General features: G+C 61.3%; 17 protein-coding genes and 1 tRNA gene. 5 read left to right on the top strand and 13 right to left on the bottom strand.

Annotated features, from left to right (window positions below):
• Window positions 1-52 precede the first annotated feature (52 nt).
• The 4 genes from DVB37_RS09170 to DVB37_RS09155 form a co-directional block, all read right to left on the bottom strand.
• Window positions 53-265, bottom strand: a complete 213-nt coding sequence (locus DVB37_RS09170) for a hypothetical protein (protein WP_008159938.1) — start codon at window positions 263-265, stop codon at window positions 53-55.
• Window positions 266-603: 338 nt separating this feature from the next.
• The gene (locus DVB37_RS09165; RefSeq protein ID WP_046807417.1) at window positions 604-828 is read right to left on the bottom strand and encodes a hypothetical protein; all 225 of its coding nucleotides are present in this window, start codon (window positions 826-828) and stop codon (window positions 604-606) included.
• Between the two features lie 54 nt (window positions 829-882).
• Complete coding sequence (locus tag DVB37_RS09160) at window positions 883-1,629, bottom strand: sulfite exporter TauE/SafE family protein (protein WP_046807418.1); 747 nt, start codon at window positions 1,627-1,629, stop codon at window positions 883-885.
• A 79-nt stretch (window positions 1,630-1,708) separates the two neighbouring features.
• Window positions 1,709-2,620 (bottom strand): DMT family transporter, encoded by a 912-nt coding sequence (locus DVB37_RS09155; protein WP_120157428.1) that lies wholly within the window; start codon window positions 2,618-2,620, stop codon window positions 1,709-1,711.
• Window positions 2,621-2,780: 160 nt separating this feature from the next.
• On the opposite strand from DVB37_RS09155, the gene DVB37_RS09150 reads away from it, so the two are divergent.
• Together DVB37_RS09150 and DVB37_RS09145 are read left to right on the top strand one after the other, a co-directional pair.
• Window positions 2,781-3,251, top strand: a complete 471-nt coding sequence (locus tag DVB37_RS09150; protein ID WP_006218755.1) for an Lrp/AsnC family transcriptional regulator — start codon at window positions 2,781-2,783, stop codon at window positions 3,249-3,251.
• Window positions 3,252-3,365: 114 nt separating this feature from the next.
• Window positions 3,366-3,599, top strand: a complete 234-nt coding sequence (locus DVB37_RS09145) for a hypothetical protein (protein ID WP_046807419.1) — start codon at window positions 3,366-3,368, stop codon at window positions 3,597-3,599.
• A 79-nt stretch (window positions 3,600-3,678) separates the two neighbouring features.
• On the opposite strand, the gene DVB37_RS09140 is transcribed toward DVB37_RS09145, so the two are convergent.
• Entirely contained in the window at window positions 3,679-4,269 is a 591-nt protein-coding gene (locus DVB37_RS09140) for a YSC84-related protein (RefSeq protein ID WP_046807420.1), read from the bottom strand.
• Window positions 4,270-4,496: 227 nt separating this feature from the next.
• Complete coding sequence (locus DVB37_RS09135; RefSeq protein WP_240434065.1) at window positions 4,497-4,700, bottom strand: hypothetical protein; 204 nt, start codon at window positions 4,698-4,700, stop codon at window positions 4,497-4,499.
• A 307-nt stretch (window positions 4,701-5,007) separates the two neighbouring features.
• Between DVB37_RS09135 and DVB37_RS09130 the strand changes: the two genes are divergently transcribed.
• Entirely contained in the window at window positions 5,008-5,961 is a 954-nt protein-coding gene (locus DVB37_RS09130) for a succinylglutamate desuccinylase/aspartoacylase family protein (RefSeq protein WP_120154718.1), read from the top strand.
• A gap of 37 nt (window positions 5,962-5,998) precedes the next feature.
• On the opposite strand, the gene DVB37_RS09125 is transcribed toward DVB37_RS09130, so the two are convergent.
• Together DVB37_RS09125 and DVB37_RS09120 are read right to left on the bottom strand one after the other, a co-directional pair.
• On the bottom strand, window positions 5,999-6,433 hold the full coding sequence (locus tag DVB37_RS09125; protein ID WP_120154716.1) for a GNAT family acetyltransferase: 435 nt from the start codon (window positions 6,431-6,433) through the stop codon (window positions 5,999-6,001).
• A gap of 286 nt (window positions 6,434-6,719) precedes the next feature.
• Window positions 6,720-7,634, bottom strand: coding sequence for a PhzF family phenazine biosynthesis protein (locus DVB37_RS09120; RefSeq protein ID WP_120154713.1), 915 nt, complete (start codon window positions 7,632-7,634; stop codon window positions 6,720-6,722).
• A gap of 237 nt (window positions 7,635-7,871) precedes the next feature.
• Between DVB37_RS09120 and DVB37_RS09115 the strand changes: the two genes are divergently transcribed.
• Complete coding sequence (locus DVB37_RS09115) at window positions 7,872-8,258, top strand: hypothetical protein (protein ID WP_046807431.1); 387 nt, start codon at window positions 7,872-7,874, stop codon at window positions 8,256-8,258.
• Here DVB37_RS09115 and DVB37_RS09110 read toward each other — a convergent pair.
• On the bottom strand, window positions 8,255-9,001 hold the full coding sequence (locus DVB37_RS09110; RefSeq protein WP_120154711.1) for a hypothetical protein: 747 nt from the start codon (window positions 8,999-9,001) through the stop codon (window positions 8,255-8,257). The two genes, DVB37_RS09115 and DVB37_RS09110, sit on opposite strands and share 4 nt — an antisense overlap.
• Before the next feature lie 198 nt (window positions 9,002-9,199).
• Here DVB37_RS09110 and DVB37_RS09105 point away from each other — a divergent pair, with 198 nt between their 5' ends.
• On the top strand, window positions 9,200-9,604 hold the full coding sequence (locus tag DVB37_RS09105) for a hypothetical protein (RefSeq protein ID WP_120154709.1): 405 nt from the start codon (window positions 9,200-9,202) through the stop codon (window positions 9,602-9,604).
• A gap of 120 nt (window positions 9,605-9,724) precedes the next feature.
• Here DVB37_RS09105 and DVB37_RS09100 read toward each other — a convergent pair.
• The 4 genes from DVB37_RS09100 to pheT form a co-directional block, all read right to left on the bottom strand.
• Window positions 9,725-9,801, bottom strand: a tRNA-Pro gene (locus DVB37_RS09100).
• Window positions 9,802-10,033: 232 nt separating this feature from the next.
• A complete protein-coding gene (locus DVB37_RS09095) occupies window positions 10,034-10,477 on the bottom strand; it encodes a MerR family transcriptional regulator (protein ID WP_046807426.1) in 444 nt (147 codons plus the stop codon).
• Between the two features lie 58 nt (window positions 10,478-10,535).
• Complete coding sequence (locus DVB37_RS09090) at window positions 10,536-10,877, bottom strand: integration host factor subunit alpha (protein ID WP_006218744.1); 342 nt, start codon at window positions 10,875-10,877, stop codon at window positions 10,536-10,538.
• A gap of 3 nt (window positions 10,878-10,880) precedes the next feature.
• Window positions 10,881-13,298, bottom strand: coding sequence for a phenylalanine--tRNA ligase subunit beta (pheT, locus tag DVB37_RS09085; protein ID WP_120154706.1), 2,418 nt, complete (start codon window positions 13,296-13,298; stop codon window positions 10,881-10,883).
• Window positions 13,299-13,303: the final 5 nt, after the last annotated feature.

Here is a 13,303-nt window from a genome sequence, read left to right as displayed (position 1 = left end):
ATGCACACACAGACCGGTACCACCGATCAGCTCCGTCCAGGGCGGATAAGCCCTATCGGAAGATGTTTTCCTCGACCCAGTTCTGCGCGAATACTTCCGCGCGATCTCGTGCTTCGTCTAATGAAGCGCAGTTGCCCAAGTGGGAAAACGCGGCATCCACTTCGGTGCCGCCCTCGGCCGTTACCGTCAGCAAGACGCCATATCCGCCGGTATCCATGGCCGCTGTGGAAACGTCGATCAGTACTTCCTGGTCACGATGCTGCATGTGCTACCTCCCAGTCGGTTACCTAAACGCGTGAACCACGCGTGACGTGGCGGGACGAAATCCCGCGTAATTGAATAGACCTGAAAGCGTCACGCAAGTTCATCTTACTGGCGAGATAACAAGCGCGATACGTCCGGAAGATGCCAAATCACACATTCCGTCTCAGGAGATTCCCGTACTGCCCTATAAATACCCCCTGCCGTGCGACATAACGCGAAATCATTCGCAAACTATGCGGCAATTGGGCGCAACTTGCTTCAAAGCGCAGCAAGCGCACGCGCATAAGGGGGATCGATATGTGCTGCAAGAAAGCCGGCGAGCGTGCCGGCGGGCAGCGTTCAGCGCACGTGGATGGCGCTGGGCTCTTCCATGCGAAGGGCGAGCTTGCCCTTTTCGGTGATCAGCCAGCGGCCATCTTCGCCGGGCTGAATGCAGCGCAAAGTTTGAAGTGCCTGCGAAATTTCGACAGGCACTTGTGCTTGCGCGGCGCCGGGTTCGCTGTTGTCAGCCACGATGCGCAGCCAATGACCCAGTTCGCCTTTCTGAAAACGATGCAATGCCATGCTGATTCTCTCTTCAATGGCTTTAACGATAGCATGCTCGTCAAGCCCGCCCGGCTATGCAAAAAGCTTGGGCACCGACGACACCAGCAAGGCAATGCCGGACAACGTCAAGAGGCCCAGCACCACGCGCCGAAACGTCACGTCGCTGATGCCGACATACACCCGCGCGCCCAGTAATGTCGGCACCAGCATGGCCGGCACGATGATGGCAAACAGCGGCAGCATGTCTGTCGTTACCACCCCGGTGACGATGTAGCTTGCCATCGTCACCGCCAGCATCGACAAGTTGAAATTCTGAATTACCGAGCGCTGCACGTCGCGCTCGAAGCCGCGCAAGGTGCACCACAACGTCGGGATGACGCCCGTGAAGCCGCCGATGCCGCCCATGATGCCGCCCATCGCCCCCACGACTCCATCCGCCACTTTGCCGCCCGCCGTAATACGCGGCAAACGCGTGGCGAACAACATGATCGGACACCAGACGGCCAGCAAGCCGCCGATGAAGGTCTTGAATATCAAGGGGTCAAGATGCGGCAAGACTTTTACCCCGATGGGGATACCCACCAATCCTCCTAGAACGAACGGCAGCAGGTTCGACCATGAAAAGCCCCGGCGCACGGTGAATGCCGCCAGCAGCTGGCCGGTCAGTGCGCCGAAGACCGTCATCGCGGCAGCCAGGCGTGGGTCGATGGTCCACGCCCAGAACGACATTGCCACCATCCCGAAGCCGAAGCCAGACAATCCCTGAACGAAGCCGGCAGCCACCGCGCCCAACACGACCAGCACATATAGCGAATCCATTTCTGCCCCATTTGCCGCATTTCTGCCGCGCATCCCCACGCGTTGCCAGGCCCCTCCCGGCGCGACATTCTAGTGCGTTCTACGAAGGCCGCAGTGCAAGCGGGCGCTTCACTCGCGCGGCCACCGCCGAGGCGGCGACGCTGATGCCGATCAACGTCAGGCCCAGCGCCAGGTCGGCCGACAGGCGTTCATGAAAGACGACGGACGACACGACAAGGCCGATCACCGGCACGCACAGCATCGCAATGGACGTAGCCACGGGCGGCATTTTTTGCGTCATGCCCAACACCACGATGAACGTCAGTGCCGTCGCAAGCGGACCGGTGTACAGGATGATCGGCCACGCATCGGGCACCGTCAAAAAGCCGGGCGCGCCATCGCTCATCCAGGCCAACGCCGCCAACGGAATCGTGGCAAGCGCGGTTTGCCAGGGAATCATGTCGGCGCCCAGGCGCACGTGACGATTGCCGCGCAGCTGGATGATGTTGCACGCCCACGCGAACGAGGCGCCCAGCAGCATGACCAGGCCCACTACGGTATGCGCCTGCCAGGGGCTGAATGCCGGCGCCACGATCACACCGATGCCCGCATAGCTGAGCGCCGTCGCCACCCATTGGCCGGCGTTCAGGCGTTCTTTCAGAATCAGTGCCGACAAGGGGATGACCCAAATCGACGTCGCGTAGGCGACCACGGACGCTCGTCCCGGCGCCACGTACTGCAAGGCCCACAACGCCAGCGCGGTAAACGCGCCCATCTGCAACAGCGCCACGCCGGCCACCAGCGGCCATTCCTGGCGTGTGGGAAACCGCAGTCGACCCAGCGCCGCCAACACCAGCACGCTGACCACCGCGGCCGACCCGAACCGGCTGGCGGCAAGCCACAACGGGCTCATGTGTGCCAACCCCATCTTCATGACGGGCCAATTTCCGCCCCACACCATGACCGCGCCCACCAGCGGCAAAAACTTGCGCAACGTGCTTTGCTGACTTATCACCACAGGATCTACCGCTTGAATATTCCGCACTTCGGCCCATTTGCCGAAGAAAGAAATAGTCTATAGGGTTAACCCCAGCATATTTCACCTCAATTTGCTCCGATACACTGCTTGCCCAGCACGAACGAATTGCCAAGCAACGACAACTAGGTGACTTATGCCGGAAATCAACCTGGATGCGACCGACATCCGAATCCTGAACGAACTTCAACGCGATGCGCGACTGACCAACGTCGAACTTGCCGCCCGCGTGAATCTGTCCGCTTCGCCTTGCCTGGCGCGCGTGCGGCGGCTGGAAACCGACGGACTGATCGACCGCCGCGTCACCCTGCTCAATGCGCGCAAGCTGGGCCTGAAGGTCAACGTCTTCATCCAGATCTCGCTGGACAAGCAGCGCAAAGCCGCGCTGGACGTGTTCGAACGCGAAATCGCCGTGCTGCCGGAAATCATGGAGTGCTATCTGATGTCGGGCGACGCCGACTATCTGATTCGCGCCTTGGTGCCCGACGTGGACGCGCTTGAACGACTGATCGTCGAGCACATCACGCGCATCCCCGGCGTGGCCAGCATCCGTTCAAGCTTCGCGCTCAAGCAGGTGCTGTACACCACCGCCGTTCCGCTTGCCTGACGGATACCAGGCGACGCGTTCCGAAACTTGCGGGATCAGGCGGCCGCCCGCACAATGATTCGTCGGCGCGGCATGCGCGCCGGCTTCCCTCCCATCGCTTAGCAAGGAGCAACCATGCCCGAAACAGAATGGTCACCCGGCAGCGCGCTACCCGATCGTCAGGGTTACTTCGAAGTGGAATTCGACACAGGCGAAACTGAAATCACCCGATACGGCATGCTGGGTTGGGAACCCGAGGCCGAACGCGGCCGCATACTGCGGTGGCGCGGCCTGGATCCGGCTATTGAAGAAGCCGAAATCCAGCGCGAAAGCGCCGTGCGCAATAACGGCGACACGTTGCTCGGCTAACCCATAGCCCCCGCAAAAAAAACGCCGCGGAGTTGAATCCGCGGCGTTTTTCTTGGCGAAAGGTTTTCAGCCGTCAGGCTTACCAGTCAAGCTTCGAGATCTTGGTGCCGGCCAGCGAAACGCCCGCCATCAAGCCACCGTTGTTCATCACGAAACCCACGATCGGCTGCTGCGCCGTATTGGTATCGATGCGGCCGTTGGCTCCGATGTTCACCACGGCAACCGTGGCGTCCGCGCCGACGGTCCAACCACTGCTGTTGCGGAACTTGTTCAAGGCGTCATCCGTCATGAACAACAACACCATGGCCTTGGACTGCGCGCCGGCCTGGAAGCCGATCGAGCCCGCCGTGGTGCTGTAGTAACCGGCATTGGAGCCGCCCACCCGCAACACGCCGTTGCCATGCTCGGCGCCCACGATGAAGCTGCCGCTCAACACGTCGGGGAACACCAGCACACCCTTGGCGCGCGCCACCAATTCCTTCGATTGCGGCGAAGCCTCGTACAGCTTGGTCAGTGTGGCGTTGGCCGCGCTATTCATGGAATCGCGCTTTTCGGTTGAGGTAGCCGAGGACTTCGGGGTGGTCGTGGTGCAACCGGCAAACAGCACACCGGCTACCCCGATCGTCGCGGCAATACCTACACGACGCAGAACAGGAAAAGTGTCAAGCATGGAACTCTCCTTTATTGTTGTCAGCCAGTACCACTGTACCGGTCAAACCCGCTGAAGCAAGGCACACGATTGTGTAAAACGAAACAAAACCTACCCGCCTTCATCTCGTGCGCAATGGCCCGGATCCAACAGCCATGGGCCTGCGCGGGCCGAAACTCTTGCCTTGCTGCTGCAACATTTAGTAGAGGCTGCCCCGACAGGACCTCATGCCCGGCGTTGCCGCGCGCCTACAGAATGCCGTACCTCGGTTCGCCGGTGGACGCATCCACAGACACGATTCCAGACAGCACCAATTCCGCATGACGCCGCGCCACGTCGGCATCCGCGAACGTGACAAAGCGGGGCAAAGACCAGCGTTGCAGCTGCGCCCCTCCGTTGCCTGGGCGGCTCACGATGACCTCGATAGCCATCACGCCAGCATCCAGACTCACGATCTCACAACCCACTTGAAAACCATCGATATGGCGTTGCGGTCCCGCCCCCATTCCGCACTCCTGAAATCAAACACTCCGCGCGCAATATGCCAAAAAAAAATGGTACTGAAAAGCAGTGCTTTTAGCGGGTCATGAAGCACTAGTACACCTAGTACTCCAGCATCTTGCACACGCCCGCATGACATCGAAATTTCGTCTTTTGAAGCCGATGCGGTCTTTTTTTCATTCATGCGATCACAGCGGGCGATTTGCTCGGCGCGGTCGGGGGGTATATTGCAACGTTCACCAAGAGGCCTTTCGTTCCATGCAAACATTACCTTTTGAACCCGACACAGCCCCCCTCGAAGTCCTGCCCCGCGACCTGTCTGCATACCGCGAAGGCAACACCGGCATCCCGTACGTGCATCGCTTTGAATCCGGCGTCGCGGGTCCTCACGTGCTGATCAACGCCATCACGCATGGCAACGAAATCTGTGGCATGGTCGCCGCCACGCATCTGCTGGACACCGGTGTGCGCCCCAAGATCGGCACGTTGACCGTCAGCTTTGCCCATGTCGAAGCGTATGAAGCCTTCGACATCGAGAACCCGTACGAGAACCGGCAGCTGGTGCATAACCTGAATCGCATCTGGTCGGCGGCCATGTTGGACGGAACAGAAGACAGCCCCGAACTGCGCCGCGCCCGCCAACTGCGACCGGTGCTGGACGCCGCCGATTTTGTGCTGGACATCCACTCGACCCGCGCCCCCGTGCAGCCGTTCTGGGTCTACAACGAGATGGACCGCAATACCGCCCTGGCGGCCGCCGTTGGCGCGCCCGCGGTGCACCTAGTGATGCCGCAGCATAAATTTCCCGGCACAGGCGTCATGGGCTACGGCCATCATGGGGACCCGCTGTCCGACAGCCAGGGAGCCCTGGTTGTCGAATGCGGCCAGCATTTCGCACGCTCGGCCGCCGAATTGGCCACCGACGTGACGATGCGCTTTTTGGCCCACACCGGCCTCATCGATGCGCCCCTGAACGCCCCGCCGCCGCCCGTTCCGCAACGCTTCCGTTTGCTGGAAGTGCACATGGTCAAGTCCGAAGAGTTCCATTTCACTCGCCATGTCATCGGCTTTGAAACCTTCGACAAGGGCGAACTCATCGCGATGAACGGCGACGAGGAAATCCGGTCCCCTTGCGACCGCTGCACGATCTTCATGCCCACGCGCATGCCGATCGTCGGCAGGGAAGCGGTCTACCTTACCGAAGCCATCTAAGCCACCTGGCGCACGATGCGCCTGGTGGCAACGCGGCCTACCTGTCAGGGATCAGGCGCTTGCCCATGCTGATCACTTCATCCAGCTCAAAGCCCAAGCTTTTGTAGAAACCCTGCACGGCGACGTTGCCGGACCGGATCAGCAGATTGATCTTCGGGCAGCCCATCTGAAGCAGCTTGGCTTCGACAGCGCGCATCAGCTCGGTGGCATAGCCCCGCCGCTGGTGTGCGGGCGCCACCGCCAGATAATTGATCCAGGCGCGGTGCCCGTCATAGCCACCCATCAGCGTGGCGACGATCACGCCGCGGATCTCACCAACCAGAAGCAACTCTGGCTGCACGGTCAGCTTGCGGGCAATATCCTTGGTGGGGTCGTTCCAGGGACGCGTCAGGCCGCAGTCGCGCCATAGCTGGATCAGCGCCGCTTCGTCAGCGGGTTGGTAGGGCCGGATGGCCAGGGAATCACAGGTCATGCTTCGTTCCTTCAATCAGGGAAACGAAGGCCCGGCGATACGCCTCGGAAGCTACAGGGCGGCAAAGGACTTACCGCAAAAACAAAAAGGCCACGAGAGGTATCGTGGCCTTCAGGGAAAGCGCCGAAGGGTCGGCGCCTGTGCGTGACTAGCCACTCAACGTAAACGTCGAGCGGCTCGTCGGTTGTCTGCCAAGCATGCGGCAGGAAAATCATGGGGATTCATGCGGGCAAGCTTACACGAGCGCCTGCCCTGGGATCAATACCGGCTTACTGTGAATGCCGGCTTACTGGGCGCCGGGCGCCGGCAACGTGCCTTCCATGACCACCACGGCATGGCCCGCCACCCCGGCCCACACGCCGTCGGTGCGCGGCTCGGCATGGGCCAGCAGCAGGCTTGGCCGCCCCATGTCGACGCCCTGCCCCACGCGCAACGTCAGTTTGCCCTGGTCCCGCAACGCCGCGCGCAGCGCCGTGACAGCAGCCGTCGCGCTACCGGTGGCGGGGTCTTCCGTCATGCGGCCGGTGAACATGCGCGCCTGGATATCGGTGGGCGCATCAATCGTGTCGCTTGAGGTATCGGTGGTGTAGACGTAAATGGACTTTGCGCCATCCAGCGGCAGCAACGCGGCGTAGCCCTGGGAATCCGGCGATGCGCGGCGCAAGGCATCGCGGCTGGCCAGCTGCGCCACTAGAAAAATCAAACCCACCGACACGACTTGCGGCGCATGCTCGGACGTGTCCACGTCCTCGGGGTTCAATTTCAACGCACGCGCCAGATCCGCAGCCGACACTTCGCTGGCGCGTGACAGCGGTTGCGGCGCCAGAAGCTCGACGCTTTCCACACCCTTGGCGCCCGCGCGCAACGTAATGCGCACCAAGCCTGCTTCTTCTTCGAAGACAAACGCGTCCGGCATCGGGCGCCCCGCCGCGACCATCTCGCGCGCCAGCACCACGGCGGTGCCTACGTTGGGGTGCCCCGCGAACGGCACCTCGCGATCAGGCGTGAATATCCGAACCCAGGCCGTATTACCGGCGTCCTTGGGTGGCAGCACGAAACTGGTTTCCGAATAATTGAACTCTCGCGCAATGCGCTGCATCTGCGCGCCATCCAGCCCCTGCGCGTCCAACACGACAGCCAATGGGTTGCCACAATAGGTTTGGCCGGTAAACACATCGGCAGTGACATAGCGGTAGCGCATGCGGTCTTCTCTTTGGCGGTGGTAAGGCGACGAGTATGCGCGCGGTCAGCCACGTTGCAACAGGCACAGAAGACGGAGATTTTCGCCATAACAGCAGGGGCGGAGTCGAGTACTCTGTGGTGCTGGATCGCAATCGCGCGCAGCGGCACTCACGCCAAGCCGCCATTGCGTTCGCGCACTACCGCGCCGGGCCGCAATCGCGCACCCGAACGCGTTTACTTTTGCAAGGAATGCATCATGGAAAACCCCTTTGGCGACGCCGAAGAACCTGCAGTCGGCCACCGGCAATACCTGGTCCTGATCGCGGCATCAAAAGACAACGCGTCACTCGCGCAAAAGCAGCTGGAAAACCTGAAGAAGTTTGTCGACGATCGGGCAGCGCCGCTATGGATCGACGCCAAAGGCATCGGCGTGCTGTTGACCACCGATATGGTCGCCTCGGAAATCTGGCGCGTCATGTTGCCAAAGGACGCCCCGGACCTTGGCGACACCCGCAACATGCTCGTCCTGGAAATTGGCAAAGACTGGGCCGCCCGCCGCGACGACAAGATCGAACACTGGCTGGCCTCACACGTCGGCTCCCCACTACCGCCCATGCCGCGTGGCGCGGGTAAGAAGCGTTAAGCCACCACGGCCGCGCCGCCGATCTTCTCCTCGCTGCCGCGTGAGGATTCGCGATAGGCGACCGCGGCCATCACCGCCGCTATGACCATCATGGCCGTGCAGATCAGCATGCCGAGCAGGCCATAAGCGGTGCCGGACAAGGTAACGCGGCGCGCAACGTCGACGACCAAGGTCTTCGTGACGCCCGCCGACACGACAAGGCCAAACAACACAATGGCCAACGGCCAGCGCCGAAAGATCATGCTTTGGCGCACCTCCTTGAATCCGTATTCGCCTGATGACGCGGCGCGCGGCTGGCTCGGCACATAGACCGCGCCGGCGTATATCGTTGGCACCCAGATCAGACCAAGCAGGCTGAACAACGCGACAAAGAACTTTGCGTCGCCACCGCTATTCAGCGCGAAGTAGAGCCACAGCGGAATGTCGGCGGACGCACGCAACACCGCGCCCGCCACGACGACGAATAGAACCAGCAGCGCCAAGTGCTTTGCCTCGGCATTGGCCGCAAGCTTCGGCTGTTCGATCACGACGTCCCTACTCGCGACGACATCCATCCATGCGAACGTCATACGTGCCAATGCCAGCAAATTGATCAACGCCAGCAGCAGGAACACAAATTGGATCGCGCCCACAGACTTGGACGCCAGCAATGCAAAAGGAAGCGATAGAAAAAACACGCACAAGGACCATGGCGCCGCAGCCACCATGTTCCTGCCGTATTGACCAATGGCATTGAAGGTCAACGCGATAAGACGCCTACCAGCGAGTTTGCGAGCCACGGGAACCCTTTGCGAACGAAGTCGGGACGCTAGTTATACCAGCACATTGATGAACAGAATATGTGGGGGCTGCTGCGCATTTTTTCCTGCCAGCATGCTGTTCGGCCATGATGCCGTTCGGCTAAGCTGCCATAAGGCTGATATCAAAAACGGGATGCCCCTATGCCCTTCGCCCGCACCTACTTCATGAACCAAATCAGCGAAGCGCAGTTTGCACAGCTGCTTTCGAATGCGCTTTTCGACAAGCAGAACTTCTATATGGAAAACGTCCATGACATGGAAGCAACCCTGCTACGCGCGGGCGCATTGGTGGCTCAGGCCGGCCTGAAAAGCCGCGTGGTGGATAGACCGTCGAACCCCTTTCCAAGCTTGCATCACAGCGCAATCTCGTCGATACCTATCATCGGACTGGTATGGACTGCCGCGATGGCAATGATGGCTGGGATGTCAGTGGGACGCCCCACCGCCGACGTGACGTTCGTGCGCACCGCGGATCATTCGCTAAGCGTTGTTTTCAGCAGAAAAATGCGCGCGGGGAAAACGGCGGAGAGCGCGGGCGCAGGATAGTGAATGGGCGATGAGTGCTGGGTATATGTCGGCGCGATAGGTGCAGATATCGATGCAACCAACCTGATTCGGAAATGAGAAAGGCCGTTAGTGATTTCTCACTAACGGCCTTGGAACTTCTGGTCGGGACGGCGGGATTCGAACTCGCGACCCCTTGCACCCCATGCAAGTGCGCTACCAGGCTGCGCTACGCCCCGAAAGAAAAAGAGTATAGCAGAACAAAAATAAGTTTGCACGCATTGGTGCAAAAAAAGTGCTGAATACTCAAAAAAATTTGCGCTTCATGTTCGTCGTCTGCACTAGCTATCTATCAGACGGCGCATGAAGCGCAATGCACTGCTTGTTGCCGCGCGCGAAGCGGATCAGCGACGCGCGTTGCGGATAACGCTTTCTATCAAATGCGGGTTGGCGCGGATGAGGCCAACCGACTTATGCCACCGTGCTGACGGTGCCGCTGCTTGCGCTGGCGGCCACGTTGGTCACGTTGGCGGGCAGGCCCAAGGCGTCTGCCAACATCGTCGAGACGCTGGCAAGCTCGTTGCGCAGGCCTTGCATTTCGGCGCCCGACAAGCGAACGGCGGCGTCTTGATCGTGCGGCATATCGCGCGCATCGCCCAGGCGATTGCGTGCACCGCTGATCGTGAAGCCTTGTTCATACAGCAAGGAACGGATGCGGCGAATCAGCAGCACTTCGTGATGCTGATAGTAGCGGCGGTTGCCGCGCCGCTTGACCGGCTTGAGCTGGGTGAATTCCTGTTCCCAGTACCGCAAGACGTGAGGCTTGACGCCACACAGCTCGCTGACTTCACCAATGGTGAAGTAACGCTTGGCGGGAATGGGCGGCAGGGTAACGGTGGATTCAGTACGTGTCATAAGCGAATTTTATGCCGCGAGTAAGCTGGGTGCCGATAACAATTACCGACAAAGCGTATCACTCCGCGGCGTCGGGTGCAGCAGGGGTCGCCTGCTCTACCACGCTCTTGAGTTTCTGACTCGCGTGGAACGTGACCACGCGGCGTGCGGCGATGGGAATGGTCTCGCCGGTTTTGGGATTGCGGCCAGGTCGTGGCGGCTTGTCGCGCACCTGGAAATTGCCGAAACCCGAAAGCTTCACGGAATCACCGCGAGCCAAGGCGTCACGGATTTCTTCGAAGAAGGTATCGACGATGTCCTTGGCCTCGCGCTTGTTCAAGCCGACCCGCTCGAAGAGCAGTTCGGCAAGCTCAGCCTTGGTCAGGGTGCGTGGCTCGGCAGCAAGCATACTGTTCCCCATGGTTCATGTACGCTGGCGCGCGCCGTGGGCGCCGACCAATGCATCCTTGATGCGGGACAGGCAATCCGCCACACGGGCTTCGTCCAGGGTGACCTCAGTGTCCTGTAGCCAGAAACGGAAAGCAAGGCTTTTCTCCGTGACGGGCTCGCTGCCATGGGCCTTCTCGCGCCACACGTCAAACACGCGCGCGTCCTGCACAACTGCCAGTTGCGCATCCGCCTTGACCGCGGCAAACACCGTGTCCAGCATCGATTGCGTGGACACCGAAGCGTCCACCCACAGCGCCAGGTCGCGCACGACCACGGGCTGGCGCGAGAGCTCGCGCACTTGAGGCAACTCGCCTTCGGACAAGGCTTGAACGTCAAGTTCGAACACGACGGGCGCGTGCGCCAAGTCTGCCTGCTGCGCCCAGCGCGGGTGCAGTTCGCCGACCCAGCCCACTTGCTTGCCATCGAGCTCGATGCGGGCGCTGCGGCCCGGATGCAGCGCGGGATGCGACGCAGCTTCGAATCGCAGACGACGACCGCGGGCGCCAAACAATGCCTCGACGTCCATCTTCACGTCAAAGAAATCGACTTGGCGCGTGGCCACGCCCCACTGCTCTTCAACGGCCGGGCCCCAGGCAGCGCCCGACAAGCGCATCGGTTGGCGCACACCCGCAACTTCCAGCGGACCATCTTGTGCGCTGGCGTCGCGCATGAAGACGCGACCCAGTTCGAACACGCGAACGCGCGACTGCTTGCGGTTGGCGTTGTGGCGGATGTTGGCGACCAAGCCACCAATCAGGCTGGAACGCATGACCGACAAATGGCTGGCAATAGGATTCACCAGGCGAACCGGCGTGTCGTTGCCGGCGTAGTCGCGTTCCCAATCGGCTTCAACGAAGCTGTAGTTCACGACTTCCTGGTAATCCTGGGCGGCCGTCAGGCGACGCAGCGCATGCGCGCCACGATGCACTTCGGGCTGCGAGAACATCTTGGCGCGCGCCATCGGCGGCACATCGGGAATGCTCTCGAAGCCGTAGATGCGAGCCACTTCCTCGATCAGGTCTTCTTCGATTTCAAGGTCGAAGCGGTACGACGGCGGGCTGACGATGAAGTCATCGCCTTCGACCGTGAATTCCAGACCCAGGCTGGCGAAAATCTTGGCGACCTGCTCTTGCGTGACGGGCACGCCAAGCACGCGATGGCAGCGCGCCAGGCGCATGCGGACCGGCGCGCGCGTAGGCAGGTTGACGATCTGGTCATCCACCGGGCCGACCTGGCCGCCGCAGATGTCGACGATCAAGCGCGTAATGAATTCGATGTGTTCGGGAATGCTGGCGTAGTCCACGCCGCGCTCGAAGCGATGGCTGGCTTCCGAGCTGAACTTGTAGCGGCGCGCGCGACCCGCAATGGCCTGCGGCCACCAGAACGCGGCTTCCAGATAGACGTTCTGCGTGTCCAGCGTCACGGACGTGGCTTCACCACCCATGATGCCGGCCAGGCTTTCCACCTGGTCGCCGGCCACCACCACGCCGACCTTCGGATCCAGCGTGATGGTCTGGCCGTTCAGCAGTTCCAGCGTCTCGCCTTCGCGCGCCCAGCGCACGGAGATATCGCCACCGATCTTGTCCAGATCGAACACGTGCGACGGGCGGCCCAACTCAAGCATGACGTAGTTCGAGATGTCGACCAATGCCGACAACGAACGCTGGCCGGCGCGCTCAAGGCGCGTCTTCATCCAGTCTGGCGTTGCGGCGCGAGCATTCACGCCACGAATAACGCGGCCGGCAAAACGGCCACACAGGTCGGGGGCTTCGATCTTGACGGGCAGACGATCTTCAAGCTGCACGGGCACGGCAACGGCCGTGGGCACCGACAACGGTGCGCCCGTCAGCGCAGCCACTTCGCGCGCCACGCCAAGTATCGACAGGCAGTCGGCGCGGTTAGGCGTGAGCTTGAGCGTGAAGAGCGTGTCGTCCAGGTCCAGCGCTTCGCGGATGGACTGACCGGGCACCATGTCGGCGGGCAGTTCCAACAAGCCTGCGTGGTCTTGCGACAAGCCCAGTTCGCGGGCCGAGCACAACATGCCCGACGATTGGACGCCGCGCATTTTTGCTACGCCGATCTTCATGCCGCCAGGCAGTTCAGCGCCCACGCGTGCCAATGGCACCTTCAGGCCGGCCGCCGCGTTCGGTGCGCCGCACACGATTTGCAGGCGTTCGCCGGAGCCATCGTCCACTTGGCACACGCGCAGCTTGTCGGCGTCGGGATGCGGAGCGATATCGACGATGTGACCCACGACAACGCCACTAAAGGCCGGTGCGGCAGGCGCCGTCTCTTCGACTTCCAGGCCGGCCATGGTGAGGCGGTGCGCGAGTTCGTCGGTTGCGATGGGAGGGTTGACCAGCGTACGCAGCCAGGATTCGGGAAATTGCATGATCA

Source organism: Achromobacter sp. B7 (genome assembly GCF_003600685.1).
Lineage (GTDB): Bacteria > Pseudomonadota > Gammaproteobacteria > Burkholderiales > Burkholderiaceae_B > Achromobacter > Achromobacter spanius_B.
This window is presented reverse-complemented; position numbering and strand designations above follow the sequence as displayed.